Genomic DNA, 26,623 nt, shown 5'->3' with positions numbered 1-26,623 from the left:
ACCGGCGATCCGGCAAATGGTTGCTATCCGCCAGCGAGGTTTGCACTGTCACCCCTTCCCGCCATAATGCGGGTTTTCGCATATTTCAGAGGCAAGGATATCCCGTGAGCCAGACCCTGATCGCCGCCCTGCAGAACCCGGCCCTCTACCCCCACCCGGTGGAGCGCTTCGAGGTCATCGAGACGCACATCTCCTGGGTCCTGTTGACCGGTCCCTACGCCTACAAGATCAAGAAGCCGATGGATTTCGGCTTTCTCGATTTCACCAGCCTGGACAAGCGCCGCTTCTATTGCAACGAAGAGCTGCGCCTGAACCAGCGCCTCACCGACGATCTCTACCTGGAGGTCCTGCCGATCACCGGCAGCGAAGAGGCGCCGCGGATCGGCGGCGACGGCGAGGCAATCGAATACCTGCTGAAGATGCGCCAGTTCCCGCAGGACAACCTGCTGGCGGCAATCCAGGGCCGCGGCGAACTGTCCAACCAGCATATTGACGAACTGGCCGAGCAGATCGCGCACTTCCACCAGAACACTCCGAAGGTGCCGCTGGAGCACCCGCTGGGCACCGCCGAGTCCTGCATGGCGCCGGTGCGGCAGAATTTCGAGCAGGTTCGCCCGCTGCTCAAGGACAAGGCCGACCTGCAACAGCTGGATGCCCTCGAAGCCTGGGCGGAAAGCAGCTTCGAACGCCTGCTGCCGGTGCTCCAGGAGCGCAAGGCGAAGGGCTTCATCCGCGAATGCCACGGCGACATCCACCTGGGCAACGCCGCGCTGATCGACGGCAGGGTAGTGCTGTTCGACTGCATCGAATTCAACGAACCGTTCCGCTTCACCGATGTCTGCGCCGACTTCGCCTTCCTCGCGATGGACCTGGAAGATCGCGGCCTGAAGTGCCACGCTCGACGCTTCGTCAGCCTCTATCTGGAACACACCGGCGACTACCAGGCCCTGGAACTGCTGAACTTCTACAAGGCCTACCGCGCCATGGTCCGCGCCAAGGTCGCGCTGTTCAGCCTCGGCTACCAGACCGATGCCGTGCAGCGCGCCGCGACCCTGCGCCAGTACCGCAACTACGCCAACCTGGCGGAAAGCTACAGCGCCATTCCCTCGCGCTTCCTGGCGGTCACCCATGGTGTCTCCGCGGTCGGCAAGAGCCAGGTGGCCATGCGTCTGGTGGAGGCTCTGGGCGCCGTGCGCCTGCGCTCGGATATCGAACGCAAGCGTCTGTTCGGCGAGCAGCCGGAACACGACAGGGGCCAGTTCGCCGCCGGCATCTATAGCAGCCAGGCCAGCGAAGCGACCTATGCGCACCTTCACCAGTTGGCCGCGAAGATCCTCCAGGCCGGCTATCCGGTGGTGATCGATGCCGCCTACCTGAAGCAGAATCAGCGCCAGGCCGCTTGCCACATCGCGGAAGAAACCGGCGTGCCGTTCCTGATCCTCGACTGCCAGGCGCCCGAAGCGGTGATCGCCGGCTGGCTTGCGCAACGCCAGGCGGAAGGCAAGGATCCGTCCGACGCGACTCTCGACGTGATCCGCACCCAGCAGGCTACCCGCGAGCCGCTGACAGCGGCGGAGACGGTCCAGAGCAAGCGCGTAGACACCCACGACGCGGCCAGCCTCGACGGGCTGGTCGACGGCATTCGCCAGCGCCTGCCCGGTCTCTGAACGAACTGCCATGGCGCCCGCCCCTCCAGGGCGGGCGCCGTGCCGCTGCTCTTCTATACTCACGGCGAGCCATCTGCACAGGACGCCGCCCATGAACTCGCCCCGTCAGCTCGACTCGCCGCTCTACCAACTGCTCCACGCCGAAGACATCGAAGGCTTCAACCGACAGAAGCCGGCCGACGGCTGGATCGACCTGGCCGGCGGCGACTTCCGCGGCCTCGACCTGCGTCTGCTGGATGCCGCCCGCGTCGACTTCAGCGATGCCTATTTCCGCGGCGCCGACCTGCGCGGCGTGGATCTGCGCGAGGCGCGCCTGGAGGGCGCCAGCCTGGCCCATGCGCAGATATCCGGTACGTATTTCCCGTTGCGCCTGGCGCCGGACGAGATCCGCATGTCGGTGAACTTCGGCACCCGCCTGCGCTACCTGCCGGAGCCCTGAGAAGCGGAAGGACCACGCCAGGCCACGTTTTGCCGGGAGGCCGCTACACTTCTGGCAGGTACCCGGCCGGCTGAGGATCGGTCCCGGACCGCCTACGCCGGATCGTAAGGGCGAAGGCCGCTCACGTCGGCCATCTCGCTCCATCGCGCCGGCCCTGTCGGCTCCGGACCGGTTCCAGGCAGTTCCGCGCCATCACGCTTCTGAGCGGCATCGCAAGGACCGACGATGAACGACGAACTGCTGAACCTGAAAAACCTCGGGAAAACCTCGACCCAATGGTTGCATGCCGTGGGTATCCACAGCGCCACCGATCTGCGTCGGCTCGGCTCGGTGGGAGCCTATCGCGCGGTCCGCGCGCGCGGCTTCCGAGCCTCGAAAGTCCTGCTCTATGCCATCGAAGGCGCACTCCTCGACGTTCACTGGAACGAGCTGTCCCCAGACCACAAGGCCGCACTGCTCGGCGAGCTGGAGACTTTCCCCGTGCGAAACAAGAGCTAGCTCACACCTGCCACGGGAAGATATTTACTCCCCCCGGGCGCCCACCTATCGTCTCGTGGACGTTCGTACCTCCTCTCCCGACCAGGCAGCTCAAGGAAATGGCCATGTATCTACTCGGCGAGCAACCGGCTTATGCCGACCAATTGATCAATCGCCTGCAGGGAATCCCTCACCGCTTGCTCGAAGGCCTGGCACCCAGCGGCCCCGCCCTGGAACTGGAACGTAGCGACGACCTGGAACGCGAGCTGCCCGCCGACCAGGTATTCCTGGTGGAAAGCGGCCTGCTGCATGCGCTGGTCGACGAACGCCCACTGTTCTACCTCCAGGAAGGCGACCTCCTCGGCCTTCGACGCGGACTCGAGCTCCCCGCCTGCCGGCATGCCAACGAAGAACCGATCCGCCTGCTGCCCTATTCGCGCGATGCGCTGCTCCAGCACATCCATGCTGACCAGGAACGTCAGGAACTGCTATTGCAGTACCTGATCGGACAGACTGCCCTGCTCGGCGATGCGCTGGCGCACCTGAAGCAGCCGGAAGTCCGCCCGGCCACCGGCTTCCGCCACTTTGCCGCGGGCGAGGCGCTGATCCGCCAGGGCGACGATGCGGATCATGTGTTCATCATCATCGAGGGGCATGCCGAAGCGCTGGTGGACGGCCAGAAAGTCGGCGATGTGCAGAAGGACGAGATCTTCGGCGCCATGGCCGTGTTCACTCGCGAGAAACGCAGCGCCACGGTGGTCGCCAGCGAACCCTGCACGGTGATGGTGATTCCCAAGGAGCAGTTCCTCGGCCTTATGCAGAACAACCCGCGAATCGCCCATAGCCTGATCGAAGGCATGGCCCGGCGGATAGACCTGCTTAACCGGGAAGTGACCCAGCTGCGCCTGCGCCGCAGCGCCTGAGGCCCATTCCAGAGGGCTCGCGACTAGCTAGCAGAAAAGTTTGGCGAAAGCGTTTGACATGGAAATGAGAATCATTATTATGTCACTCAACTGGTCGCGAGATCAGCCGGTAAGCTGAGAGACCCACGCAGTCGGACTCTTCAGATTATCTCCTCATCAGGCTAATCACGGTTTTTGACCCGGCACTTTGCCGGGTCTTTTTTTATATTTACTATCATTACTATTATCGTGCAGGATTTGCACGCTCAGGAGGTTTTTCCCAGAATCTATGCGATGAGTCGAGCTGGGCTAAAATTTATGCGTGCAAATATTGCACGAACGAACCATTTGAGCTACGTTTGTGCACATGAAGAACGTAGCGAACCTGGACCGCACAGCCAATAGTTCAGCCACTAAGCAAAGTGGCCGGACAACCGGCAACGCCCGTAGCCTGAGCTTCTTGGGCGGCGAAGCACTGGTTTACGCTACCAACCTGATCCGTGACTGGGAGGCCCAGCTCCTCCACTTGGACGGGCTGAAGAAAAAAAGCGTCGAGTGCCACTCCTCCAATCTTTTCCGCTTGCTGAACCACGCTCACGTAGCCCCTTGGGAACTCAAGCCCGTCCACGTCACTCGCTTCTTCGAGTCGCGCATGAGCAAGGACGGCCAGCAACTGGCTCCCTCCACGGTGGCCGTCTACTGTGCTGGTTGGCGTTCCTTCCAGGCCTATATGCTCGACATGGAGCGGATCAACGAAATCCAGGCAACCTTCAAGGTTCGCCCGATCAAGTTCGTCACTGAGGAAAACGGCATCGCCGTCAAGCGGCACAAATCGAATGCCGCCCGGCCCAAGGCCTGGGCTCTGACACCCGTTGAAATTGATGCTATCGATCAACAATTTATCTTCGACATAAAGGCTGCACATGCGGCCCGTAGCAAGTCGCTACTACCGCTGCAGCGTGACCGTGTGATGTTTCACCTCGCAATCCATTTTGCTCTGCGCGTATCCGAACTGGTCACTATTCAGCTGCATGACTTCAAGGCCAGCCACGACCCCAGAATGAAGGCCTTCCAGAACTTTGGAACGCTCACCATCACCGGGAAAAATGACGCTACAGGCACTATCCCCATGCGTGAGCCTGAGATCTATGAACTGCTCATGTGGTATCTGGCGAACATACGGCAAAAAATCCTCCTCCGCCGGAAGGGCTCTGGAAACGGACTTTGCCACTACGACGACAAAGAGTATGCGACTGCCAACCTCCTATTCCCAAGCGAGCGTGGTGGCGTCATCGACCCCAACGCTTTCCGCAACCGCCTGAACAGCTTGGCAGTCAAGGCAGGTCTCACGCACCACAAACTGACGCCACACATTCTCAGACATACCGGCTGCACGAACATGGTCGGCGTATTCTCCGCAGAAGTAGCGCAAAAATACATGAGACACAAAAATCTCTATACAACACTGGGGTACTACCACCCAGCGCCGCTGGATGCCGCTAACGAGGCGAATGCCCCGCTTACGTTGTTTAGCAGCTTTTTTGATGACGAGGATTGATAAGAAATGAAGATCAAGCTGGGTAATCGCCTGGAAGTCCTGATGAAAGACTCAGGCATAAACACCTTCGAGGAAATGGCTCAGCGGCTCACTGAAAACCAAGGATGGCCAATCACCAGAACCGCTCTCAGCCGAAAGTTCCGATCCGACGATGTATCGCTGAGCCTTTCGATGATAGAAGCGATCTGCAATGAGTTGCAGTGCCTTCCTGGAGATCTGTTTGAAACCAATGTCACCGAGGCCTCGGAGGATTTTGTTGAAGAGCTTAGAAGCCGCCTGCAACCGTTCAGATACGGCGTCATTCGACTCCAAAGGCTAGGCAGCGACACCACGGAGGAGAGACCCGCCGATACAGCCATCTCCACATCGAAGGAAGGCAAGCGCACCAAGTCAATCCGTGGGAAACAGCCCGAAAATCTAGAAGACATTGTAGGCCCGAAGGTATCGCACCTCCATGCAGGAAAAATCAAGAACGACTAAGCGTCCGCCGCTTATCGTGGACTGCAAGCTTTGCGCTGGTCGCTTTCAGCGAGCGGCGTGGCACGGCCCTGCCCCTGACCACTGCATGCGCTCCAATGTAGAACGCCCAAGCGAATGCTGGGGTAATCAACCTGACGGCAGCCTGCTGAAATTGTGTGTAGAGTCTCTGCGCTCCCGGAAACACTCGGGGCATGAAATGATGCACTTCATCAGCCTACTGGCCGGTCTTGGCCACGCACAGGATCAGTCTGAAACCAAAGTTCAAGACTATCTTGCCTCGCTGCTCCCCGAAGAGCGGCACATCTTGATCAACCGAGCATCAACAGAGCTGTCGGTATATCTGGCAAAGCAGATTTCCCTCTTGCCACCCACAGAAATAAGAGCCCCACTTAGGGACAGATCAATTTCTGAAGAGCTTCCCGAAGGGCTCCGAGGAAAACTTAACGCCTACAAAAAAAACCTCGAAAGACGCTATAAAATTCTCACAGAGAAAGGCCACTCTCGTTCTGAAAAGTATGCAGCCAGAGCCTTGGGAGGACCGATACGCCTCGCACATTACCTTCATTCCAATGGCGTCACCGATTGGGATGCGGTCAAAAAACGAGACATCGTGGTATTTTTTGAAAAATGCTCCAAAGAAGAAATCAGACCGATACTACGATTCTATCGATTCATTGACACCCGACAAAAGTTCCAAGATGGCCGAGGCAGGAAAAAGTCAAAGCCTTCCACCAAGCCACCTTACAACTTTCAGCTGATGATGCCCGAAGAGCTTTCTCGATTTCTCGCAGAGATCCGCTCACGTACAACGGACGCCGAGTACCTTGCTGCATGGCTTGTGTGTCGAATGGGAATGACAGCTACCGCAGCCTTGAAGCTCAACCTTGACTGCGTTGAAATGCACGACGATGGCCACGTCGTGATCAAGCCTGCTCAGGCTTGGCTTTCCGTCCCCAAGAGCATCGAAAAGATACTCCTTGGAGTCCTTTCTGAAATAAAGCCAGACTGGGCAGAAACCCCATCCAAAGAGCGCTCACTGATAAAGCTGTTTGCCAGACACATTCCGGCACAAGCAAATTTCATTGACAGGACGTTCCAAGGAAAAACACGAATCCTGCGTAACTCAGCCATTTTCTCGGCAATGATGCGTGGACACCTTGATCGCATAACACTGCACCACGCCATGGGCGTTTCGATGCCGCACATCGTGCAACTGGAAAAGCTGCTGTCCACCGACATTCATTGCCGCCTTGACCCTGAGTTCATCAAGAAGCGTAACAAGCACATCCTGGGCACAGCCGATGACTGACGCAACATGGTTCGTCTACATGCTGGAATGTCGTAGCAAGCGGATCTATACAGGGGTCACCCCCTGCCTGGATCAGCGCATCCTGGCCCACCAGAAGGGTCAGGGCGCGCTGTTCACAAAGCTCGACTCACCGCAAGGGCTCATCGCCGCCAAGCCCTTTCCCAGCCAGCGAGAGGCGCGTCAGGTGGAACTACAGGTCAAACGTCTCCCCGCAGCTTACAAGCGGACCTTGGCCCGCCTCTGGTCAGAGCAGTACCCGATCGACGAGATCGCCCAGAAGCTTTTTCCGCCGCAGTAGCACTTCATAGGTGGCGAACTGCTCATGCAGCATCACGTTGCCTACGGTGTCGTCATAGGTCGTTGCAGATAGGATCGCCCAGTCCGGCATGGACATGATCCGCTCGACCATCGCACCGCAGTAACGGGCGTTGACCAGCTTCTGGAATGGATGGAAAGTCGGCTGATCGTCGCGCTCCAGGCAGACGAGAGACTCGTCAATTCCTCGGCGACACGCCAGCAGAGACGATCCCTGATCCAGTGCGAAAATGACTCCACGGTCCTGATTGGACAGCTCGGCCTTGAAGTTGAGCGCTCGATCTTCATTGCCGATCCAGAGGTCGAACACGGCAATCTGTGCAGTCTCCAACGGGTACTTCTCGCATAGGCTCTTGATGGCGTAGGCATGCCCAGACTGGGTGTGCATGCCCTCAGGTAAAACCACCTCGGCATACTCGTCCGCATCCGGGTCAGCGTGATCGTCATCGGTGAAGTCGTACACGTTCAGGCTGGCTTCCGCTGCGCGCAAGGCAGCAAAGCGCAGGCGCTCATCCGTGGCAGCACGCGCAGGCACGCCAACAACCACAGGAATGCCAAGAAACATCGCCAGGCGATTCGCCACAAGCTCAGAGTAGACCTGCGCGGTGGCTGCTTCGTGATCAACCTTGAGAACTGCGGAGAGCTGGCCGTCCTCGGCCCCAGTTGTACTGCGCGGGTTCGGGGATGCCGAACCCGTGATTTCATAGCAAAGGATTGGCATGGCAGTCAGGGATGCTCGAATGCCCAGGCATCGGCCAACAGCTCAGCCTGCGCAATCACTTTCTCGGTCGCCTCAAGCGCCTTGTCCGGCGGGTAGCGATGCTTGGCCAGCAGTACCTTGACCATCGCCAGCATTCTCGCTCGTGCCGACTGGCGGTTCTGCCAGTTGATCGTGGCCGACTTCCGCAGCTTGTCGGTTAGCTCCAGGGCCAGTGCTTTCAACACCGGATGCCCCAGCTCGCGAACCGCCGACTCGTTCTCGGAAAGCGCCTGGTAGAACGCGAACTCTTCCTCGCTCAGGCCCTCCGGGGGCTTGGCCGAGTTGATCTCTTGGGCGAGCTTGATCAGCTCCTCGATGACTTCGGCGGTCGTCAGACCACGGGTCTGGTAGCGGTTGATCGCCTCTTCCAGGCGCTTGGTGAACTGCTTCGCCTGGGTAGCGTTCTTCTGCCCCCGCGCCTTGACCTGATCGGCCACCAAGCGGCTCAGCAGCTCAGCGGCCAAGTTCTTGGTTGGCATTTTCCGAATCTGCGCTAGGAAATCCTCGTCCAACAGCGAGATGTCAGGTTTGCTCATGCCCAGCGTGGCGAAGATGTCCTTGACCCCATCGACCAGCACCCCTTTGGCCACGAGCTGACGCAGAGCAGCCTCCTTTTCCAGTTGGGAGCGGGTCTCACCGGAGCGGGTCAGCTTCATCAGGCAAACACGCACAGCCTGGAAGAAGGCGATCTCTTCGCGTACCGCCATCGCCTGCGCCGATGTGCCAGCCAGGGCCTGCGCCTTGGTGAGCTTGACGACCTGATCCAGATAGGCCCGCACGCCCTTGTTGCGGCCCTTCTCGTCAGCTTCCGGGTTGAGCTTGATCAGATGCTCCATTGCGCCGCCAAGCAGCGCCAGGGCCTTCAGAGGGTCCTCAAAGCCGCTGTAGTCGAACTTGGCGAAGAACTCGCGGCGGATCACGTCCAGGGTGTCGAGCAGGATTTTGAGGGCCTGGCCGCTGATATCGACAGGCTCGCGGTCATCGCCAGTAGCCTTGGTGTAACGCCTGATGGCCTCGCGCAGCTCATGCCCGATGCCGATGTAGTCCACCACCAAGCCACCCGGCTTGTCCTTCCAGATACGGTTGGTACGAGCGATGGCCTGCATCAGTCCATGTCCCTGCATCGGCTTGTCAACGTACAGCGTGTGGACGGGCGGAGCATCGAAGCCGGTCAGCCACATGTCGCGGACAATGACGATTTCCAAGGGGTCATTCTCGTCCTTGAAGCGCTTTTCCAGCTGCTTTCGCTGAGCTTTGTTCGTCCGGTGCTTCTGGTACTCCTCGGGATCAGCAGAGGAGCCAGTCATGATGATCTTGATCCGCCCGGAGTTGAGGTCATTGCCCTCCCACTCGGGACGCAGCTCCACGATTTCCTCGAACAGGCGAACGGCCGCCTCACGCGAGATGGCAACCACCATGGCCTTGCCGGCAATGGCCTCCTTGCGAGCCTCCCAGTGCGCGACGAAATCCTCAGCCAAGGTTGTGAGCCGGCCATCGGCCATGGCCAGTGCTTCCAGCCGTGTCAGGCGGCTGGCCGTCTTGTTCTGCTCGCTCTCGTCCTCTGTCTCGGTCGCCTCCAGGAATTCCTCCAAGAGATCCTGCTTTTCGGCCTCGTTGAAGCGCAGCTCGATGATCCGCGACTCGTAGCTGACCGGAACGACGGCCTCGTCTTCCTGGGCAGCGATCATGTCGTAGATATCAACGCAGCTACCGAACACCTCTTCGGTGTCGCGGTCATCGTCGCTGACGGGGGTGCCGGTCATGCCCAGGTAAATGGCCTTGGGCAGCGCATCGCGCATGTACTTGGCCAGGCCGTACTTGGTGGTGCCGCTCTTGGTATCCAGCGAGGCCTTGAAGCCGTACTGGGTACGGTGCGCCTCGTCAGCGATCACGATCACGTTGGAGCGTCCGCACAGCTCGGGAACGCTGGTCTGACCGCGCTCCGGGGCAAACTTGTTGATCGTGGTGAAGAAGACGCCACCAGCCTCGACAGACGAAAGCATATCGCGCAGCTCGTCGCGGCTATCGGCCTGCTTGGGCGTAGCTCGCAGAGACCACCTACAGTCAGCGAAGGTCTCGAAGAGTTGCCCATCCAGGTCGTTACGGTCGGTTACCAGCACGACTGTGGGGTTCTTGAACTCCGGCCTGTCGCGCAGCGCCATCACATAGAACAGTGCCAGCAGCGACTTACCGGAGCCCTGGGTAAACCAGATCACACCGCCCTTGCCATCATGGCGCTCCAGCAGCGCGCCGACTGCACGCTCTACGGCCTTGAGTACACCGCTGTACTGGTGCCACTGGGCAATGATCTTGAAGGACGCGCCACCATCGGTGCCACCATAGGCGACGAAGCCCCGGAAGAAGGTCATCAGCGTCTCGGCGTTGAGCAGGCCCCGCACCATCACTTCCAGCTCCAGAAGCGACTTGGGCGCGACTTCATCACCGAGCAGCCGCCAGCGCGAGAAGCGGTTGAAATCAGCCGTGAGCGAGCCGTAACGGGCCACAACACCATCGGAAATGATGTTGAGCAGGTTGAAGTAGAACAGCTGCGGGATGTCGGTCTTGTAGGTCTGAATCTGATTGAAGGCCGACAGGATATCGGCGTTCGGATCGGCCGGATTCTTCAGCTCGATCACCACCAGCGGCAGGCCATTCACGAACAGAACGATGTCCGGCCGCCTGACCTGCTGGCCATGCACAGTGAACTGCTGAACGGCCAGCAGATCGTTCGGGCCGGCGAAATCGATCACCCGCACCAGTGGAAAGGTTCGTGTCCCATCACTCTCAATGCGCTCTACTGGCACGCCATTGCGTATCCAGTCGTAGACCTGCTTGTTGCCATCGACCAACGACTGCGCGGCGTAGAGGGCCAACCTGGATACCGCAGCATCAGCTTCCGCACTGCTGACCCCAGGGTTCAACCTTTCGATGGCATCGCGCAGGCGGTTTTGCAGCACCACCTCGGAATACTTCTCGCGCCCGCCTTCCGTGCCGCCAGGGGAGACCACTTCTCCTTTCAGGCTGGAGAACCCCAGGCTCTCCAGCCACCCCAGGCACGCTTGCTCCAGATGGTTTTCGTTCATTCCCGCACATCGTCCTTCGGCAGATAGCGCCCCCTGCGGCCAAAGGCTCTACAGCGGGCGCCGAATGGCAAAGTGCTGATGGTTGCAGGATCAACCTAGGAAAACAATTCGCCTTGCCCAGAGGCCCGCAGAGCCCCCTGGCCGGCAGCTTCATGGAGAACGCCCTCAACCAGATCGCTCAGCAGCCGTTCGGTATCCAGGCACGGCTCAAGGAGCTGGATGTACTCCGGCGTGCTTAGGTTACCGATACGGTCATGCAGCCAGTCATCGCAGTCCTGTTTGGTCAGCAGGAGCGCCAAGCGCTCTTCTGCGCTTAGCTCCGCAAGTGCTTCTTCGACCTTTGCCCACACATCGGCAGCGACCTGCTCTGCGAACATGAAGCCCGCGTCGAGCGAACAGATTTCCACCCAGTAGGAATCACAGCCGTCTACGAAGCCAAAGGGCGGCATTCCGCTCAACTTCTGAATCGAGGCCTCGATGACTTTGCGATCCAGCGTGGGCAGCAGCAGCCCGGCAAAGGCATTGCCCATATCGAGCAGCAGCTTGACGGCTGTTTTGTGCTCATCCAGGTCAGCCTCCAGTTCATCCGCTGCGCTATAAGCCTCCAGCAGCGGCAAGGCCGACTCATCGACCAGTCGCAACGACATGGCCACGGAAGGCTCCAGGCAGGCCTGCACGGCCCATTCGAGCATGACGGGGCTGAGGCCTGGGGCTGGGTCAATGGCCTCTCTCACGCTGCGCGGCACCGTCACCGCCTCGAAGAGGTTCAGGGCTGTGCGCTGTACAGGCCGCATGCTTGCGAACGGTGGTTCGCCGCCACACTCGCTGAGATCCAGCTCAGTGCTCAGCACCCTGACCAGGCCATCGTCGGCAATGCTGATCGAGGTGATATCTGGCTTGAGCAGGCCGGCAAGCCGGCCCTTGAGCAGCGGCAGGATCTCGACGCCTGGCCGGCGAGCCAGCTCCACGAGCAGATCGCCCTCGTGGAGCAGCACGTCCGTTTCCACAGCATGGAGAGGGTAGTCATGCATTCACAGCACTCCTGACAATGGATTCGGCTTCGGGAAGACGAATCTCGCCGGAAATCAGCTTGGGCAGCAGGGTGTCGCGGATCTCTGCCAGCAAATTAATCTGACGATCATTTGCCGCAATGCTTTCAAAAATCGGACTTACTCTCTTGGTAAACTCTGCCAGAACTTCTACGGAAGGCAGCATGGCAGGAAGCGGACGGAATGCTTTCTTGCTTATCTCCATAAATGTTGACCCGTTTGCATGGCTTTTGATTAATTCCATGTTTTGTCTGCACCAGTGCAGCAGGTAGAGTGGCGATAGCTTGCCGCCGGGTGGAATTGCTATGTACCCCTGATTTACTGCAAAAGCAATAGATGAAATAGCAAGATATCCAATCGGCGCCCTAGATGACATAAGCAGCGTCCCGGCCGGAAGAAGTCCAGAGCTGATTTTTAGAACACCTTTCGAGGAAACCATCTTCTCCGTCTTGTGAAGAATAGGTGACTGCAAACCTGATAAGTCCTTAGGGGTGGTCCAGGCAAACTCTGCAGGCTCCCAGAACTCACTATTCTTTGTGCTAGGAGTTGCTCCTCCAACACACTTGACCAATTCCCCAATAGGAAAAACACTCCATCCCGCTGGCACATCTCCAAGTTCAGAGTCCTCGAAGCTATCTGGGAAAAGCGCTGCCGTAGCTCCGTCCATACGCTCGGGCTGGCGACCTTCAGCCTTTGCACGCACTGGGTCAAAATCGACGAACCACGACTTGAAGATGGCTTGGGCCATGGCCTCTAGGGTGGCGTTGGTTTCGTGCAGGATAGCTATGCAGTCGTCAAGAGAGCCTAAAACTTCGGCTATTTCTCTTTGAACAGCAAGTGGAGGAAGCCTGAGTGGCGTCTTTCTCAGAAGCCCCAGGTTGGTATGCGGAACCCCGGTCTGGATTGCAGTATTCTTTATATGGTCAAGCTGTTCTTGGGAGCAAAACACATAGTAAATGAATTTTACATCAGCCCTCGCAGGGTTGAGCGTAATCTTCATCTGGCTCTGCGATACGATATATTCTGGGAAAGCTCCGCTCGGAACAATAGCCACTTGGCCCAGTGTGCCTCGCTGAGTAAAGACCAGATCACCAGGCCGAGCCTTATTGGCACTGAGGGACTCTGCCTTATCCGGAGAAACAAAAGCAAATGGCCCTGCAATCCACCGCCGCCCCATATTTTGCCCGCGAATTACCGGAACGCCACTTTCGGCATAATCTTTGGAGACAAGATTTGAGCCAAACGGGCCGCCAACTATTGCATTTTTGATAGGGGCTGCAAGATCTTCTAAATGGACAAGCTCAAAACTCATAGCCCATCCCCTTCAACTTCTGGAGAATGTCTTGCTCAATCGAATTGCGCTCAGCGATCAACGATACGAGCTGATCTGTCAGACGATCCATCTTCTCGCCGAAAGGCTCGTCATCATCTTCCACTTCCTCGGCACCAACATAACGGCCCGGCGTCAGCACGAAGCCATGCTTCTGCACATCCTCATAGCTGGCCGAGTAGCAGAAGCCCGGTACATCCTCGTAGGACTCACCATCGCTGAACACGGTATTCCGCCAGCGGTGGTAGGTCTGCGCGATGCGCGCCATGTCAGCGTCAGTGAACTCGACCTGGGTGCGCGAAATACGGCTGGAGGCTGACTTGCGGGCGTCGATGAAGAGAATCTGGTTGCTGCGATCCGCCTTGCCGTTCGGGCCGACACGCTTGTCCCTGGAGAGGAACCATAGGCACGCGGGAATCTGGGTGTTGGAGAACAGCTGCCCTGGCAGGGCGACCATGCACTCCACTACATCCTTGATGACCATGTTCTGGCGAATCTCGCCCTCGCCGGACTGCTGCGAAGACATCGAGCCATTCGCCAGCACGACGCCCGCACGACCGCGACTGGAGAGACGGGCCAGCATGTGCTGCAACCAGGCGTAGTTGGCATTGCCCTTGGGCGGAATGCCATGCACCCAGCGCGGGTCGTCTTGCAGCTTCTCGGCCTCCCAATCTGAGATGTTGAACGGCGGGTTGGCCAGGATGTAGTCGGCACGCAGCGTCTTGTGCTGGTCGTTGGTGAAGGTCGAGCCGTAAGTCTGGCCAATGTTGCCTTCCAGGCCATGCACAGCCAGGTTCATCAGGCACAGGCGGCGGGTTTCGGCCATCTTCTCCTGACCATAGATCGGCAGATCACCCGAAGAGCCAAGCTGCTTGGCGTGGGCATCCTTGAACTTGGCCGACTGCACGAACATCCCACCTGAGCCACAGGCCGGGTCGTAGATGGTGCCCTTGAACGGCGCGAGGATTTCCACCAGCAGGGTGACCAGGCTCTTGGGCGTGTAGAACTCGCCGGCACGGGCACCCTCGTTCAACGCGAACTGGCCAAGGAAGTATTCGTAGACCTCGCCGAACACATCCCGGCTGCCGTGCTGCTTGGGGTCGAACTTCAGCTTGGCGATCAGCTGGAACAGCTCGCCGAGCTTGCCAGGCTCCAGCTCCAGCCGTGAGAACTCGCGGTACAGCACGCCTTTAAGGCTGGGGTTCTCCGCCTCGATCAGCGCCATGGCCTTGTCGAGTTGCTGCGCGAAATCGGCTGCCGCCGCTTTCTCCAGCAGCTTGCTGAACTTGGCCTCCGCCGGCACCCAGAACACGTTGTCCTGAGTGAAGAAGGTCTTGTCCTCGATGAAGACGGCAGCGCTCTCGGCGCGCAGCTCCTCGTCCTCGATGTACAGCTCCGATGACGGGTCGGCCAGGCGCTCCCGGATCACCCCAGCCTGAGCGTCGTACAGGTCGGACACATACTTGAGGAATACCAAGCCCAGCACGGGGTACTTGTATTCAGCCGCCGACACCGAGCCGCGCAGCTTGTTGGCTGTATCCCACAGCGTCTTCTTGAACTCTTCACTGGTCATCAGCTTGATCCTTTGCCTTGCTTCTGCGTTTCGTGGTTTTCCCTGCTGCGCCGCTGTCGGTGCCAGGAAGTCCGCTGTAGCCATCACGGGCCAGGGCGGCATTGAGGGTGACGCGAGAGACGCCAAAGTGGCTGGCAACCTCGGTCTTGGTAATCAACGGGTCTGCCAGCATGGCAGCGGCCTTGCGGACATCGGTCGGGGAGAGGGACGGCTTTCTGCCTCCCTTGCGTCCCCTGGCTCGGGCTGCTGCCAGTCCGGCCTTGGTGCGCTCCTGAATCAGCGCATGCTCGAACTCGGCCAGAGCGCCGAACAGGTGGAATACCAGCCGGCCGCCTGCGCTCGTCGTGTCTATCGACTCGGTGAGAGAGCGGAAGCCGATCTCGCGCTTGTCGAGGTCATGGATGATCTCGACCAAATCCTTGAGCGACCGGGCTAGCCGGTCGAGCTTCCAGACCACCAGGGTGTCGCCCTTGCGCATGGATCGCAGACAGGCGGTCAGCTCGACACGCTCGCGCAGCTTGCCGGTGGCCTTCTCATGGAACACCTGCTCACAGCCGGCCACTCCGAGCGCATCCAGCTGGAGCTGCGGATTCTGGTCTTGAGTGCTGACTCGTGCGTAGCCAATGATCATAAAACGTACCTTATGTGTACGTTGATTGTTTTACGTCATTTCTTACGCTTGAGCAAGCCGATCCGGGTGTCGTTTTGTCGTTTTCAGAAGACGGCTGCACTGAACGTCAGAAGCCGACTGCACTATAGCAGCGGAGGGGTTGGATCCATCAGGCAACGACGGGCTGCTGCCGGCCAAAAGCGGTCTCTGGTCCCCCGTGTCCGGTCTTGACGACGAGGCACCGTAGTAGTTTAGAACCGGAGGGTTTCGCCATCCTCGGGAATCAGCACCCGTTGCTCAATTTTATGGTCTTGCACAAACTCACGCAGGGCCTTGCGGGTGAGTGACATGTGGTTCACCGCATCCATGTGCACGGCCACGATGGCCGCATGGGGCGCTGCCTTGGTGGCCTGGAGTGTGTCCTGCTTGCCCATGATGATGGGATGCTCCTCAAAGCCACTCACGAGCGCGCTCCCTGTGTTGAGGATCACCACGTCGGGCTTGTGCAGCTTCAGTGCCTGATCCACTTCCGGACGCCACACCGTGTCCCCCGCCACGTAGACCGTCTTTGCCTGCGGCGCCGCAAACACGACCCCCATGACCGGGCCCATGAACGCCGCACGCGCGGGGTCGGCAAACCACAAATCCGTGCCGTGCTGACCGCCGGTCCTGCTCAGCTTCACACCCTTGAAGGTGGTGGAGCCGGTGAGCACGCGGACGTCCTGGAAGCCTTGGCTGCGAATGAGCTTGGCATCCGCTTCGTTCTGCGTGAAGACCGGCAGGCTCTTGGGGATCGCCTTTTGAGCGGCCTCATCCCAATGGTCTGTATGGGTGTGGGTCACGACCACTGCTTCCACGCTGTCCAGCACATCCTTCACTGAAAAGGGCAGCGCGACCAAGGGGTTTCTCAGTTCGCTGCGGTAAGTGCCCGGGAAGCCGGGGAACGCCCCTTGGTCCGACAGCATCGGGTCGACCAGGAAGGTCGTGCCAGCAAAGTCGATCTTCACCGTGGCGTTACGGATCTGCTGCACTTTGACCGAGGTGCCGGTGACGGTTGCCGGTGCAGACCAGGCGGTTGCCGCAAAGGCGCCCAGCGACAGCGAGACCAGCAGGGGAGTGAAAGCTTTCATCGAGAACATGGGGGACACCCGCGTTGAGTTGAAGAGGCCTCCATGGTCGTGTCTCTCGCCCCTTTGTAGAATTGACCCAAGCGTCAATATTCGAAAGAATTGGGCCACTTCACCCAGGAGCTTCATGTCAAAGCGACTTCCCCTCGTGGCCCTCGTGAGCTACCCGCACTTCAGCCCGTTTCACTTTGGCGTGCCGTTCTTGATCTTCAGTGCGCAGTTGCCCGAGCAGGCGCTGTTCGATCTGAAGATCGTCACGCCAGGCGGCACCGCGCTGGCGGCCGAGCGGGCCTTGTTCGTCCAACCCGATGGCGGGCTGGAGTTGCTGGCCAAGGCTGACATCGTCGTGATCCCCGGTTGGCATGATCTGGCCGAGCGTCCTGAGCCCGAGCTGATAGCCGCCTTGCGCCAGGCCCGCCAGCGGGGTGCCCATGTGGTGGGGCTGTGCTACGGCGCGTATGTCCTCGCCTATGCGGGCTTGCTGGATGGCAAACGCGCATCCACACACTGGATGGCGGAGCAGGATTTCAAGCTGCGCTTTCCGCAAGTGCAACTGGACATGAATGCGCTGTATGTCGATGACGATGGCCTGATCACATCGGCGGGAACAGGGGCGGGCCTGGACTGCTGCCTCTACATCGTGCGCAAGTTCTACGGCCAGAAAACGGCCAACAAAGTCGCCCGGATGATGGTGGTGCCGCCTCACCGCGAAGGAGGACAGGCTCAGTTCATTGAACAGCCGCTTGCCCCTTCCACGCAAGATGCCAGGATCAATCAGTTGCTGGACCATTTGCGCCAGCACCTGAACCAGGTCCACTCGGTCGATGCGCTGGCCCAACGCGCCGCCATGAGCCGGCGCACGTTCACGCGCCACTTCAGCAAGGCGACCGGCATGTCGTTGGGAGACTGGCTCATCAACGAACGCCTGCAGCGGACCCGAGAGCTGCTGGAAAGCACCACCTTGCCGGTGGAAGCCATCTCTGACCTGGTCGGATTTCAGAACCCGACCTCGCTGCGTCAGCACTTCAAGCGCAGAAACCAGGTCAGTCCCAGTGAATGGCGAAGAACCTTTGGGCGCGCGTGAGCTTTGTCTGCTCCGGGCGGGACAGCGTCATCCAGCTACCTGCGCCACTGACTCAGCCTTGTCCAGCCGGCCGCGCCGCACGAACAGACTGACCAGCCGTTGACGGATCGCCACCTGGAGTTCCGCCAGTTGTTCCGGCGTGATGCGAATTTCACCCGCTCGACGAGCGCAACACCGGCGCCGCCTACGCCAAGAACCGGCGAATCGAACTCAAACTCACGAACCGCTGAGCGCCGCGTCACCGCGCTGCTGCGCCAGCCAGTCGCGCGGGGCGCAGCCCATGCGCACGCGGAAGGCGCGCGCCAGAGCGTTCGGGCTGCCGTAGCCGACGCGGTCGGCCACCACCGCCACCGGCCGCCCCTGCTTGAGCAGGGTGCAACTGACGTTCATCCGCCAGTCGGCCAGATAGTCGCCCGGCGTGACGCCCACCGCGTCCTTGAACGCGGCGGCGAAGCGCGCGCGTGACATGCCCGCCTTCGCCGCCAGCGCCTCGAGCGACCACGCGGTCTGCGGCGCATCGTGCATGGCGGTTATGGCGCGCGCGAGTTTCGGGTCGGCCAGGCCCGCCAGCAGTCCGGTGGCGCCAAGCCGCCCATCCATCAGATAACGCAGCAACTGGATCAGTAGCAACTCGCACAAGCGGTCGATGGCGGCCTGCCGACCGCACTGGTCGCGCTCGGCTTCGGCAAACAGCAACTCTAGCGTCGGCCCGAGGCCGGGCAAGTCCGCCAACGGAATCAGCAGCATCGACGGCAAGGCCATGGCCAACGGATTGCCCGTCGAAGCGCCCAGGTCGACCTCCGCACACAACTGCTCAGCGGTATCGCCGGGGGCGGCGACAAAACGATGCGACGCCACGCGCGGATAAAACAGCAGGCTCGGCTCGGTAACCAGCAGATCTTCATGCACGGGCGAACGCGCCGTAATCGGGCCGCGCCGCACCAGATGGATATAGCCATGCGGCGCCGCGTAATGATGCTGCCCACAGAAGGCGCCGCTGTGAAAAACGCGCGCCGAAAGCGAGTAGTGCCGGAGCAAGCCGGCCAGTCGATCCGCCATTCCACTCTCCATATAAGACGATAGGTTACGTATTTGATACTTTACGTGCCATATCGTACCAAACAAAGGGCGATCATGCCCACGTGCTCTTGCACCTCACCCACTACGGAGATAGACATGACCCAAATCGCCCCCCTGACCATCGACACCGCTGACGCCGCTACCGCTGCCACACTCAAGGCCGTCAAAGCCAAGCTTGGCATGGTGCCGAACCTGTTCGCCACGCTGGCCCACGCGCCGGCGGCGCTCAATGGCTACCTCGGCTTGTCCGAAACGCTGGGCACCGGCCGCCTGAATGCCTCCCAGCGCGAGATCGTTGCGCTCGCTGCCGCTCAAGCCAATCGCTGCCAGTATTGCCTGAGCGCACACACCCTGATCGGCAAAGGTGCCGGACTGTCGGCAGAGGCCATCGCCGCGGCCCGCACCGGCCAGGCGGCCAACGCACTTGACGATGCAATCGCCGGCTTTGCCCGCGCGCTGGTCGAGCAACGCGGCGTGGTGTCGGCCGACGCCATGGCCAACTACCGCCGCGCGGGGCTCGACGACGGCCTGATACTGGAAGTGATCGCCAACGTCGCGCTGAACACGCTCACCAACTACACCAACCACATCGCCGACCCCACGGTGGATTTCCCCGTGGTCGCCGTCTGATCTCCATAGGCATATAAGGAGAACACGATGAAAATCGCACTCACCGGCGCTCTGCTCGCCAGCGCCCTCGTCCTGCCACTGGCCGTCACGGCCGGCGACTAAAGGCCTCGGCCGAGCACTACCGCAAGACCGGCAAGTTCTTGGACGGCGCCACGCTGGTGAAAGAGATCCGCAAGCTCGAAACCAGCGCCATGACCACTGGCAACCCTGTGGTCTGGGGTTCCGATGCGGCCGTGTGGTTCGTGATGGTCAAGGACGCCAAAGGCCGTTTCGCCAGCAACCCCTTGTGGGGCGACGGCTGGGGCTGGGCGCTGTTCAAGGCCGACGCCCCCGCCAAGAATGTCGCCGTCAGCTACGAAGCCGACTGCATGGGCTGCCATGTGCCGGCGGCCAAGACCGACCGCGTATTCATCCAGGGCTATCCGACACTGACCCAGCACTGACTTGCTGCCGGGTTACGCTTCGCGCAGGATGGCACCTCCGTCCTGCGCGAGCCACCCTTTCCGGAAGCGCGCCATGCCGACACTCGACGCCTTTCTGACCGACGTCCGCGCCTGCACGCGCTGCGCACCGCATCTGCCACACGGCGTGCAGCCGGTCTTCCAGTTTCACCCGAGTGCGCCCATCCTCATCGCCGGCCAAGCACCGGGGGCCCGGGTCCATGCCTCAGGCGTGCCCTTCGACGACGCCAGCGGCGCGCGTCTGCGCGCCTGGCTGGGCGTGGACCGCGACACCTTCTACGACCCTACCCGCATCGCCATTCTGCCCATGGGCTTCTGTTATCCGGGCACCGGCAAAAGCGGTGACCTGCCGCTACGCCCGGAGTGCGCCCCCCGCCTGGCGCGAAGCCTTCATGCAGCGTTTCGAGCGCCTGTCGCTGGTCATCGTGCTGGGCAGCTACGCCATGGACTACCACCTCGGTACTGGCAAGACGCCGCTCACCCGGGTGGTCGAAGCCTGGCGCGAGCACTGGCCGCAAGCGTTCCCCCTGCCTCACCCTAGCCCGCGCAACAATCGCTGGCTGGTGCGCAACCCCTGGTTCCAACAAGACGTGCTGCCCGCGCTGCAAGCACGCGTCCAGGCAGTCCTCACCGCCAACCCCAAGGAAACCCCATGACCGACGACACCGCCGCCATTACCGAGCTGCTGCACAAGTACTACGACACCCTGGCCTGGGCGAACGGAGACAGGCACCGGCTTTGGAGCGATGAACGACGGCTTCAGGTGCGGTAGCTGACGCCTGGGACCTCAATCACCGTATGACCGGGTCGAAAGCGGTCCTTTCTCTGACAACATCGCCCTAGCCCGCACTCAACCCCCACAACACATCCAGCACATGTTGCGTAGGCCGCTCGACGTCCCCACCACGGTGGGCAATACCAAGTTGACGCCACAATAAGGGCTGTAATGGCCGCATGACGATCCTGGTATCGGGCAATGGCGTGGAGGCTTCATGCGGCAACAACGTCGCACCATAACCGGCCGCCACTAGGCTTTTGATCGCATCGTTGTAGTTCAGTTGAATACGCGGCGTGGGCTGCCGTCCATCACTGGCGAACCACTCCGAGGTCAAGCGCGAAAGCCGAGTAGTTTTGTCATTCAGAATTAATGGCTGGGCGGCCAGCCAACCGGGGGTCACAACATCCGGGCATTCCCAGCGAGCCGGCAAGAAGGCCATGACCGGGTCCCGCCGCCATGGCTCGATCCGCAATTCCTTCACCGGGGTCTGTGGCAGCGCGACCAGACCGATCTCCAAAGAGCCCTCGGCAAGCTTCTTCAAAGTTTCCTGCGACGTGAGCACCGCGACCTGCACATCGATAGCGGGATGGCGTTGGCCCAACGTCTCCAAAGCTTGCGGCATCAACTGTGCGATGGCCCCTGTGGAGGCACCCAGCCGCACACGCCCGGCCAAGCCCTGCACCTGACGCTCCACGTCCTCAAGCGCCTGCTCCGCATCCGCCAACAGGCGCCGCGCGCGCTCCACCAGCGTTTCTCCAATCGCCGAAGGCTGAATGCGCCCACGTGTGCGCGACAACAGCTTTCCGCCAACCCGCGACTCCAGGTCGGCAATATGCAAACTGACCGTGGGTGGCGCGAGGTGCAGCACACGGGCCGCCTCGGCAAACGAACCCAGGTCGGCAATGGCCACCAACGTGCGCAGACGGTCCAGGCTGATTTCGCGCATGAGTCACTCCTTGTTCAGAAAAGCTGAATTTCATCGTTTAGAAATTCAACTTTTCCTATCTTAGCCCCTCACTGAAGATTGGAACTCCTGATTTCCTATGTCCGAGAGCATTCCATGGCAAGTCCTCTTATATTCATCGACGGCGACCAAGGCACCACCGGGTTGCAAATCCATCAACGTCTACGCGACCGGACCGATCTGCGGCTTATCACGCTCAGCCCCGAACATCGCAAGGATCCGCAACGTCGCGCCGAAATCATCAACGCCTGCGACATCGCGATTCTCTGCTTGCCCGACCAAGCCGCACGCGACGCTGTAGCGAGCATCGAAAACCCCGCCGTTCGGGTGATCGATGCGAGTTCGGCGCACCGCACCCATCCAGACTGGACCTATGGTTTCGCGGAGATGAACTCGCAGCAGGCCCAACGCATCGCCACGGCACGGCGGGTCAGCAATCCCGGTTGCTATCCCACGGGGGCGATAGGGCTGCTGCGCCCATTGCTGGAGGCCGGGTTGCTGCCCAGGGACTATCCGACGAACATTCATGCTGTGTCGGGCTATTCCGGAAAAGGGCGCGTTGGCGTGCAAGAGCATGAGGGAGAGGGCGCATCACAGGCGCCCGCGTTTCAGGTTTATGGTCTGGGGCTGGCACACAAACATATTCCGGAGATTCAGCAGCAAAGCGGTCTGATGGAGCGGCCGATGTTTGTGCCGGCTTATGGGGCTTTTCGGCAGGGGATCGTGCTGACCATACCGTTGCAACTTCGCTTGTTGGCGCCGGGCGTGGATGCGGTGCGGTTGCATGCGTGTCTTATGCAGCACTACGTCGATGCGGACCATGTACAGGTGATGTCGATGCAGGAGGCCAAAGGGTTGACGTGCCTTGATCCTCAGGCGCTTAACGGGACTGATAGTTTGCGATTGGTGGTGTGTGAAAATGATGAGACGGGGCAGGTTTTGTTGGCTGCGGTGTTTGACAATCTTGGGAAGGGAGCCGCTGGAGCGGCGGTGCAGAATCTGGATTTGATGGTTGCAGGAACATGACTCCGACTACCCACTGGCTCTAGAGTCTATGGCTCGAATTTTCGAGCGGTTGTTTCCTCTCTGTTTATGGCCTGGCATCGACGGCATTAAACGAGTCGAAAACAGAATCTACGCGTGTCAGCAGTTTGCAATCCAGTCAGGCTTTGAAGTTAAACGGTCGTCCACGACAGGCAGCAATCGGCCAACAGCGGCCGTTTTAGAGTAGGGAAAATAAATCCCCTTTTCTGCTGTCTACGCTTCGCAGCGCCGGTTACCCGGTCACCACGCAAGACTCGCTTCCGGTCGGTGGCTAACCTTTACCGGGCGGGGGTCATACCCGCTGGGTTTCTTACGCCATTTCGTGACGGCTTGCGCCGTCATTCCCAGGCGACCAAGCTTTGCCTGGCGCACATAAATCAGTCCCCTTTTTCTCTTTGCGCAGCAATGGCGTCGATCCTTCGCGCCTGCAAACCTTTGGTGCAGGCTCCAGCTCGCCCATTGCCCCCAACGACACCGCCGAGGGTCGCGCCCAAAATCGCCGCGTTGAAATCAAACTGGTGCCCCGTAGCGGCGCTGTAGCTCAAGGGTAATGGTGCCTTGGTGCTCTTTTCGTCGGATGCCCAGCTATCTTTTAATGGGTTACGGGCGATTTGCAGTGGGCTCCAAAACCTGGCCTCAGGAGGTGCAAGCTCCCGTGGCACCGGCTTTGGACTGGGCAGACCAATACGCCGGCCCATAAGCCCATAAGGATCCCGGCCTCGGCCGGGTTCTTTATGCCCGCTTCGCGGGCTTGAGCCCAGAAGGGAGCGGCGTGCGCCGGATTCGCATCTGCCAGCCAGTACGCAGCCCGTTTGGAACTCAGTTGATCCGTCTTTTTCAACGGTTTAACAGCCAAATCAATACGTTCACAAGTACACTCGCCACCCTAGGGATGGTGAAGCATCCACGAGCGGTACTAGAATTTTCAGCTTTTCGGTGCCGCCGCACGAATTCAAGGGGCAAGCATGGATTACGAACAACTGCCGAGGGCCGCCTTGGTCCGTATGCTGCAGGAGCATGATGCGGCGCTTGCCGATGCTGGCAAGAATGGCATCGTTATGAGTTACACCGGGCGGGCTGCTCCCTGGCAGATCATCCGCCAGGTCAAGCCGAAGCTGCATCGTATTATCAAGAAAGTATCCTTTGGAGAGGAAACCGCCCAGTCAGAGAATGAGATCTGGGACGGTGAAAACCTTTCTGCGATGGTCACGCTCTATAAATATCGTGGTCAAGTTGATCTTGTAGTAACAGACCCGCCGTACAACACCGGCGAGGACTTCCGCTATAACGACAAGTGGGACAAGGATCCAAACGATCCAGATCTCGGCGATGTAGTTCCTAAAGATGATGGGTCCAAGCACAGCAAATGGTTGCGCTTCATGACACCCAGAATCTGGATGATGCGTGAGATGCTAACCCCAGGCGGGGTTATGGCTATCTGTATTGATCATAGGGAACTATTTAGACTTGGCATGCTCATGGACGAAATCTTCGGCGAAGAGAATCGCATTGGCATAATCAATTGGCAGAAAAGCTATTCACCTCGCAGTGATAATAAGGGGGCGGCGGCGAAAACTGAGTGCAACACCTGACCTTTCCGGTACGGTGCTGTCCCTATGTCTTATTCCGAACTCAGCGTTGAAGAGCGCGCCACCATTCAAATCGGTCATGCCCAAGGTTTCAGCCTGCGCGGGATTGCCTGCTTGATCAACCGATCCCCTTCGACCATCAGCCGGGAGCTGCGCCGCAATCGAGATGCCTGTGGCGGCTACTCGGCCCGCGTGGCCCAGCAGCAGATGCAGGCCCGCCGTCAGGTGTGTCGACCGAAGCAAAAGCTGTTGCCGGGTAGCGAGCGCTTCGAATTGGAGGCGCATATGCTGCGTGAGCGTTTGTCTCCCGAGCAGATTGCCGGCAAGCTGCGCAGCATGAATATTCCCAGCCTCAGAGATGCCTACGTCTGTCGCGAGACGATCTATAACGCGATCTATGCCTTGCCAGTCGGCGAGCTGCGTAAAGAGCTGATCATCTGCCTGCGCCAAAGCAAGACGATGCGCAGGCCGCGCTCTGGCGGCGTGGATCGGCGCGGTCAGATCCCTGAGAGGGTCAGTATTCATGTACGTCCGCCGGAGATCGAAGACCGACTGATGCCAGGGCATTGGGAAGGCGACCTGATCAAGGGCAAGGCCAACGCCTCGTCTGTAGGTACGCTGGTGGAGCGCACCAGTGGCTACCTGATGCTGGTGAAGATGAACGACGCGACGGCGACCTCGGCGATGGAAGGCTTCAGTGCAGCGCTCAATGGCATGCCGCTGGCGATGCGCAAGAGCATGACCTACGACCAGGGCCGAGAAATGGCGCGGCATGCTGAAATCACCCAGCAGACCGGGGTGGCGATTTACTTCTGCGACCCGCACAGCCCTTGGCAGCGCGGCAGTAACGAAAACATCAATGGCCTGATCCGCCAGTACCTGCCCAAAGGCACGGACTTGTCGGTGCATAGCCAGGAGGAACTGGATGCCATCGCACTGCAACTGAACATGCGCCCCCGTAAGCGCTTCGACTTCAAGTGTCCGATCGAGGTTATGGACGAGGTGATGCAGGAAGCTATGGCTATGCGGCATGATGCTCCAGCTTCAATTCAATAACCGTGTTGCACTCAGCTCCTGTAACCGCCCACTTTAATGTCAGGAAGCTTAAGCTCTGTTAGTGTTTTGGCTATTCTCTCTCCTCTTGGAAGACTGGTTGAAAGAGCCAGGAATATTTCCAATAACCCATTAAGTCAATCCCTCTACACTGGGCGCACCGATGAGTTTGGCCAAATAGAGTTTGCTTTACGAATGATGCAAGCTGAAACAGGCGCCATAGTAGGTCGCATAGGTGATGCATCAAATCGGCTTAGCGAACACACCCGAGGCCTACTAAAGGATATTGAGTCAAGCAATGTACTTACAGTTGAGCAGCAGGCAGAGACAGATCAAATAGCAACGGCAGTAAACCAAATGGCGGCAAGCATTCAAGAGGTTGCGAGCAATGCACAGCATGCTGCAGATGCGGCCGGAAGAGCAGACACTGAGACGGCATCTGGCCAGCGTCTGGTAGCCCACACAAGCCAGTCAATCACTGCCCCTGAAGGTGAAATTAGGCAAGCCGCTCAGGTTATTCATGAGCTTGAAGGTCAAAGTAACGAGATATCAAAAGTTCTTGACGTTATACGAGGGATCGCCGAGCAAACGAATTTGTTGGCACTCAACGCAGCAATTGAGGCCGCGCGTGCTGGTGAGCAGGGGCGTGGTTTTGCTGTTGTCGCCGATGAGGTTCGCAGTCTTGCTGCTCGCACACAGCAATCGACAACGGATATTCAAAGCATGATCAGCGCTCTACAAGAGCGAGCGCAATCCGCTGTTACAGTCATGGAGCAAAGTAGTCGGCAAGCGCACACGAGTGTAGCTCACGCAGAGGAAGCAGCTACAGCTCTTGATGGAATTGGCCAACGCGTTAACGAAATTACCGACATGAACGCGCAAATAGCGACTGCGGTCGAGCAGCAGGGAGCAGTAAGTGAAGACATAAACCGCAGTATTATCAATATACGCGATGCTGCTGATACCAATGTACAGACCGGGCAGAATAATTTGCAAAGTGCGAAATCTGTCGCTCAGTTAACTAGCGCTCTGAGCGAACTGGCAAAACAGTTTTGGGAAAAACGAGGATAACGCTTTTCAGTATCTCGACAGGGATAACTTACTTTACCATCGGTTATCCCTTTTAGCCGCACAAATTTTAGCCATGGCTTTTCAGGAAGTCAGGGCTATCAGAATGGCCTTAGAAAGCCTAGTCAAAGAGCTGTCACGAGAACACCGTTAGCTTAGCGTACGATTTTTTCCGAATTCTGCGGTTCCCCCT

General features: G+C 59.4%; 24 protein-coding genes and 3 pseudogenes. 18 read left to right on the top strand and 9 right to left on the bottom strand.

Translation table 11 applies throughout. From position 1 onward, the window contains the following. Window positions 1-104 precede the first annotated feature (104 nt). The 8 genes from ACTJJX_RS32505 (at window position 105) to ACTJJX_RS32470 (ending at window position 7,130) form a co-directional block, all read left to right on the top strand. Complete coding sequence (locus tag ACTJJX_RS32505) at window positions 105-1,667, top strand: bifunctional aminoglycoside phosphotransferase/ATP-binding protein (protein ID WP_003095088.1); 1,563 nt, start codon at window positions 105-107, stop codon at window positions 1,665-1,667. Between the two features lie 91 nt (window positions 1,668-1,758). Then, window positions 1,759-2,106, top strand: coding sequence for a pentapeptide repeat-containing protein (locus ACTJJX_RS32500; RefSeq protein ID WP_003095090.1), 348 nt, complete (start codon window positions 1,759-1,761; stop codon window positions 2,104-2,106). Window positions 2,107-2,331: 225 nt separating this feature from the next. Further along, window positions 2,332-2,604: a TfoX/Sxy family protein gene (locus ACTJJX_RS32495; RefSeq protein WP_003095094.1), complete on the top strand. Its 273-nt coding sequence runs from the start codon at window positions 2,332-2,334 to the stop codon at window positions 2,602-2,604. Between the two features lie 104 nt (window positions 2,605-2,708). Further along, window positions 2,709-3,506 carry a cAMP-binding protein CbpA gene (gene cbpA, locus ACTJJX_RS32490; protein WP_003095096.1) on the top strand — a complete coding sequence of 266 codons (798 nt, stop codon included), beginning with the start codon at window positions 2,709-2,711 and terminating at the stop codon, window positions 3,504-3,506. 346 nt (window positions 3,507-3,852) lie between these two features. After that, window positions 3,853-5,043: a tyrosine-type recombinase/integrase gene (locus ACTJJX_RS32485; RefSeq protein ID WP_023442562.1), complete on the top strand. Its 1,191-nt coding sequence runs from the start codon at window positions 3,853-3,855 to the stop codon at window positions 5,041-5,043. A 6-nt stretch (window positions 5,044-5,049) separates the two neighbouring features. After that, the gene (locus ACTJJX_RS32480; RefSeq protein WP_003148665.1) at window positions 5,050-5,523 is read left to right on the top strand and encodes a helix-turn-helix domain-containing protein; all 474 of its coding nucleotides are present in this window, start codon (window positions 5,050-5,052) and stop codon (window positions 5,521-5,523) included. Beyond that, entirely contained in the window at window positions 5,498-6,832 is a 1,335-nt protein-coding gene (locus ACTJJX_RS32475; protein WP_145991811.1) for a hypothetical protein, read from the top strand. Before ACTJJX_RS32480 ends, ACTJJX_RS32475 begins: the two co-directional genes overlap by 26 nt. Next, entirely contained in the window at window positions 6,825-7,130 is a 306-nt protein-coding gene (locus ACTJJX_RS32470; RefSeq protein ID WP_071567699.1) for a GIY-YIG nuclease family protein, read from the top strand. Before ACTJJX_RS32475 ends, ACTJJX_RS32470 begins: the two co-directional genes overlap by 8 nt. Here ACTJJX_RS32470 and ACTJJX_RS32465 read toward each other — a convergent pair. From ACTJJX_RS32465 to ACTJJX_RS32435, 7 genes are all read right to left on the bottom strand, one after another. Beyond that, the gene (locus ACTJJX_RS32465) at window positions 7,077-7,868 is read right to left on the bottom strand and encodes a hypothetical protein (RefSeq protein ID WP_042855636.1); all 792 of its coding nucleotides are present in this window, start codon (window positions 7,866-7,868) and stop codon (window positions 7,077-7,079) included. The genes ACTJJX_RS32470 and ACTJJX_RS32465 overlap by 54 nt on opposite strands. A 5-nt stretch (window positions 7,869-7,873) precedes the next feature. Further along, window positions 7,874-10,990, bottom strand: a complete 3,117-nt coding sequence (locus ACTJJX_RS32460) for a type I restriction endonuclease subunit R (RefSeq protein ID WP_395549475.1) — start codon at window positions 10,988-10,990, stop codon at window positions 7,874-7,876. A gap of 95 nt (window positions 10,991-11,085) precedes the next feature. Further along, complete coding sequence (locus tag ACTJJX_RS32455) at window positions 11,086-12,021, bottom strand: hypothetical protein (protein WP_003148682.1); 936 nt, start codon at window positions 12,019-12,021, stop codon at window positions 11,086-11,088. Further along, complete coding sequence (locus tag ACTJJX_RS32450; RefSeq protein WP_395549474.1) at window positions 12,014-13,351, bottom strand: restriction endonuclease subunit S; 1,338 nt, start codon at window positions 13,349-13,351, stop codon at window positions 12,014-12,016. The genes ACTJJX_RS32455 and ACTJJX_RS32450 overlap by 8 nt, the downstream gene beginning before the upstream one ends. Then, window positions 13,341-14,942: a type I restriction-modification system subunit M gene (locus tag ACTJJX_RS32445; RefSeq protein WP_003148685.1), complete on the bottom strand. Its 1,602-nt coding sequence runs from the start codon at window positions 14,940-14,942 to the stop codon at window positions 13,341-13,343. The genes ACTJJX_RS32450 and ACTJJX_RS32445 overlap by 11 nt, the downstream gene beginning before the upstream one ends. Next, the gene (locus ACTJJX_RS32440) at window positions 14,932-15,573 is read right to left on the bottom strand and encodes a recombinase family protein (RefSeq protein ID WP_003148687.1); all 642 of its coding nucleotides are present in this window, start codon (window positions 15,571-15,573) and stop codon (window positions 14,932-14,934) included. Before ACTJJX_RS32440 ends, ACTJJX_RS32445 begins: the two co-directional genes overlap by 11 nt. Before the next feature lie 230 nt (window positions 15,574-15,803). Further along, the gene (locus ACTJJX_RS32435) at window positions 15,804-16,691 is read right to left on the bottom strand and encodes an MBL fold metallo-hydrolase (RefSeq protein ID WP_232776335.1); all 888 of its coding nucleotides are present in this window, start codon (window positions 16,689-16,691) and stop codon (window positions 15,804-15,806) included. Between the two features lie 115 nt (window positions 16,692-16,806). On the opposite strand from ACTJJX_RS32435, the gene ACTJJX_RS32430 reads away from it, so the two are divergent. Further along, a complete protein-coding gene (locus tag ACTJJX_RS32430; RefSeq protein ID WP_034367474.1) occupies window positions 16,807-17,763 on the top strand; it encodes a GlxA family transcriptional regulator in 957 nt (318 codons plus the stop codon). Between the two features lie 216 nt (window positions 17,764-17,979). Here the strand turns inward: ACTJJX_RS32430 and ACTJJX_RS32425 are convergent, their stop codons facing one another. Next, window positions 17,980-18,822: a helix-turn-helix transcriptional regulator gene (locus ACTJJX_RS32425; RefSeq protein ID WP_003830784.1), complete on the bottom strand. Its 843-nt coding sequence runs from the start codon at window positions 18,820-18,822 to the stop codon at window positions 17,980-17,982. Between the two features lie 75 nt (window positions 18,823-18,897). Between ACTJJX_RS32425 and ACTJJX_RS32420 the strand changes: the two genes are divergently transcribed. From ACTJJX_RS32420 to ACTJJX_RS32405, 4 genes and pseudogenes are all read left to right on the top strand, one after another. Then, the gene (locus ACTJJX_RS32420; RefSeq protein WP_023596203.1) at window positions 18,898-19,473 is read left to right on the top strand and encodes a carboxymuconolactone decarboxylase family protein; all 576 of its coding nucleotides are present in this window, start codon (window positions 18,898-18,900) and stop codon (window positions 19,471-19,473) included. A gap of 116 nt (window positions 19,474-19,589) precedes the next feature. Then, window positions 19,590-19,916: pseudogene (locus ACTJJX_RS32415) on the top strand (cytochrome P460 family protein); the annotation flags it as partial. A 28-nt stretch (window positions 19,917-19,944) separates the two neighbouring features. Beyond that, window positions 19,945-20,265: pseudogene (locus tag ACTJJX_RS32410) on the top strand (uracil-DNA glycosylase family protein); the annotation flags it as partial. 61 nt (window positions 20,266-20,326) lie between these two features. Beyond that, window positions 20,327-20,590 (top strand): uracil-DNA glycosylase family protein, encoded by a 264-nt coding sequence (locus ACTJJX_RS32405; protein ID WP_003830781.1) that lies wholly within the window; start codon window positions 20,327-20,329, stop codon window positions 20,588-20,590. A 183-nt stretch (window positions 20,591-20,773) separates the two neighbouring features. Here the strand turns inward: ACTJJX_RS32405 and ACTJJX_RS32400 are convergent, their stop codons facing one another. Continuing rightward, on the bottom strand, window positions 20,774-21,658 hold the full coding sequence (locus ACTJJX_RS32400) for a LysR family transcriptional regulator (RefSeq protein WP_003465017.1): 885 nt from the start codon (window positions 21,656-21,658) through the stop codon (window positions 20,774-20,776). A 114-nt stretch (window positions 21,659-21,772) separates the two neighbouring features. Here ACTJJX_RS32400 and argC point away from each other — a divergent pair, with 114 nt between their 5' ends. The 5 genes and pseudogenes from argC (at window position 21,773) to ACTJJX_RS32375 (ending at window position 26,433) form a co-directional block, all read left to right on the top strand. Then, window positions 21,773-22,702: an N-acetyl-gamma-glutamyl-phosphate reductase gene (gene argC / locus ACTJJX_RS32395; RefSeq protein WP_003465021.1), complete on the top strand. Its 930-nt coding sequence runs from the start codon at window positions 21,773-21,775 to the stop codon at window positions 22,700-22,702. 413 nt (window positions 22,703-23,115) lie between these two features. Then, window positions 23,116-23,271: pseudogene (locus ACTJJX_RS32390) on the top strand (OmpA family protein); the annotation flags it as partial. Window positions 23,272-23,685: 414 nt separating this feature from the next. Then, window positions 23,686-24,312 (top strand): DNA methyltransferase, encoded by a 627-nt coding sequence (locus tag ACTJJX_RS32385; protein WP_003465024.1) that lies wholly within the window; start codon window positions 23,686-23,688, stop codon window positions 24,310-24,312. A 24-nt stretch (window positions 24,313-24,336) separates the two neighbouring features. After that, window positions 24,337-25,365 carry an IS30 family transposase gene (locus ACTJJX_RS32380; protein WP_043157031.1) on the top strand — a complete coding sequence of 343 codons (1,029 nt, stop codon included), beginning with the start codon at window positions 24,337-24,339 and terminating at the stop codon, window positions 25,363-25,365. A gap of 36 nt (window positions 25,366-25,401) precedes the next feature. Beyond that, complete coding sequence (locus tag ACTJJX_RS32375; RefSeq protein ID WP_074183340.1) at window positions 25,402-26,433, top strand: methyl-accepting chemotaxis protein; 1,032 nt, start codon at window positions 25,402-25,404, stop codon at window positions 26,431-26,433. The last annotated feature ends 190 nt before the right edge of the window (window positions 26,434-26,623 follow it).

The sequence above is a fragment of the Pseudomonas sp. 22490 genome (assembly GCF_052044465.1).
GTDB classification, from domain to species: Bacteria; Pseudomonadota; Gammaproteobacteria; order Pseudomonadales; family Pseudomonadaceae; genus Pseudomonas; species Pseudomonas aeruginosa.
The sequence above is the reverse complement of the archived record's forward strand: the minus strand, read 5'-3'. Positions and strand labels throughout refer to the sequence as shown.

What these genes read in the sequence shown, in the direction of transcription:
- ACTJJX_RS32385 (WP_003465024.1), top strand. Translation starts at nt 23,686, where the DNA reads ATGGATTACGAACAACTGCCGAGGGCCGCCTTGGTCCGTATGCTGCAG.
- ACTJJX_RS32435 (WP_232776335.1), bottom strand. Translation starts at nt 16,691, where the DNA reads ATGTTCTCGATGAAAGCTTTCACTCCCCTGCTGGTCTCGCTGTCGCTG.
- ACTJJX_RS32500 (WP_003095090.1), top strand. Translation starts at nt 1,759, where the DNA reads ATGAACTCGCCCCGTCAGCTCGACTCGCCGCTCTACCAACTGCTCCAC.
- ACTJJX_RS32480 (WP_003148665.1), top strand. Translation starts at nt 5,050, where the DNA reads ATGAAGATCAAGCTGGGTAATCGCCTGGAAGTCCTGATGAAAGACTCA.
- ACTJJX_RS32425 (WP_003830784.1), bottom strand. Translation starts at nt 18,822, where the DNA reads ATGGCGGATCGACTGGCCGGCTTGCTCCGGCACTACTCGCTTTCGGCG.
- ACTJJX_RS32485 (WP_023442562.1), top strand. Translation starts at nt 3,853, where the DNA reads ATGAAGAACGTAGCGAACCTGGACCGCACAGCCAATAGTTCAGCCACT.
- ACTJJX_RS32495 (WP_003095094.1), top strand. Translation starts at nt 2,332, where the DNA reads ATGAACGACGAACTGCTGAACCTGAAAAACCTCGGGAAAACCTCGACC.
- ACTJJX_RS32465 (WP_042855636.1), bottom strand. Translation starts at nt 7,868, where the DNA reads ATGCCAATCCTTTGCTATGAAATCACGGGTTCGGCATCCCCGAACCCG.
- ACTJJX_RS32400 (WP_003465017.1), bottom strand. Translation starts at nt 21,658, where the DNA reads ATGCGCGAAATCAGCCTGGACCGTCTGCGCACGTTGGTGGCCATTGCC.
- ACTJJX_RS32375 (WP_074183340.1), top strand. Translation starts at nt 25,402, where the DNA reads ATGTCAGGAAGCTTAAGCTCTGTTAGTGTTTTGGCTATTCTCTCTCCT.
- ACTJJX_RS32470 (WP_071567699.1), top strand. Translation starts at nt 6,825, where the DNA reads ATGACTGACGCAACATGGTTCGTCTACATGCTGGAATGTCGTAGCAAG.
- ACTJJX_RS32405 (WP_003830781.1), top strand. Translation starts at nt 20,327, where the DNA reads ATGCAGCGTTTCGAGCGCCTGTCGCTGGTCATCGTGCTGGGCAGCTAC.
- ACTJJX_RS32460 (WP_395549475.1), bottom strand. Translation starts at nt 10,990, where the DNA reads ATGAACGAAAACCATCTGGAGCAAGCGTGCCTGGGGTGGCTGGAGAGC.
- ACTJJX_RS32380 (WP_043157031.1), top strand. Translation starts at nt 24,337, where the DNA reads ATGTCTTATTCCGAACTCAGCGTTGAAGAGCGCGCCACCATTCAAATC.
- ACTJJX_RS32450 (WP_395549474.1), bottom strand. Translation starts at nt 13,351, where the DNA reads ATGAGTTTTGAGCTTGTCCATTTAGAAGATCTTGCAGCCCCTATCAAA.
- cbpA (WP_003095096.1), top strand. Translation starts at nt 2,709, where the DNA reads ATGTATCTACTCGGCGAGCAACCGGCTTATGCCGACCAATTGATCAAT.
- ACTJJX_RS32475 (WP_145991811.1), top strand. Translation starts at nt 5,498, where the DNA reads ATGCAGGAAAAATCAAGAACGACTAAGCGTCCGCCGCTTATCGTGGAC.
- ACTJJX_RS32430 (WP_034367474.1), top strand. Translation starts at nt 16,807, where the DNA reads ATGTCAAAGCGACTTCCCCTCGTGGCCCTCGTGAGCTACCCGCACTTC.
- ACTJJX_RS32440 (WP_003148687.1), bottom strand. Translation starts at nt 15,573, where the DNA reads ATGATCATTGGCTACGCACGAGTCAGCACTCAAGACCAGAATCCGCAG.
- ACTJJX_RS32455 (WP_003148682.1), bottom strand. Translation starts at nt 12,021, where the DNA reads ATGCATGACTACCCTCTCCATGCTGTGGAAACGGACGTGCTGCTCCAC.
- ACTJJX_RS32445 (WP_003148685.1), bottom strand. Translation starts at nt 14,942, where the DNA reads ATGACCAGTGAAGAGTTCAAGAAGACGCTGTGGGATACAGCCAACAAG.
- ACTJJX_RS32420 (WP_023596203.1), top strand. Translation starts at nt 18,898, where the DNA reads ATGCCCACGTGCTCTTGCACCTCACCCACTACGGAGATAGACATGACC.
- argC (WP_003465021.1), top strand. Translation starts at nt 21,773, where the DNA reads ATGGCAAGTCCTCTTATATTCATCGACGGCGACCAAGGCACCACCGGG.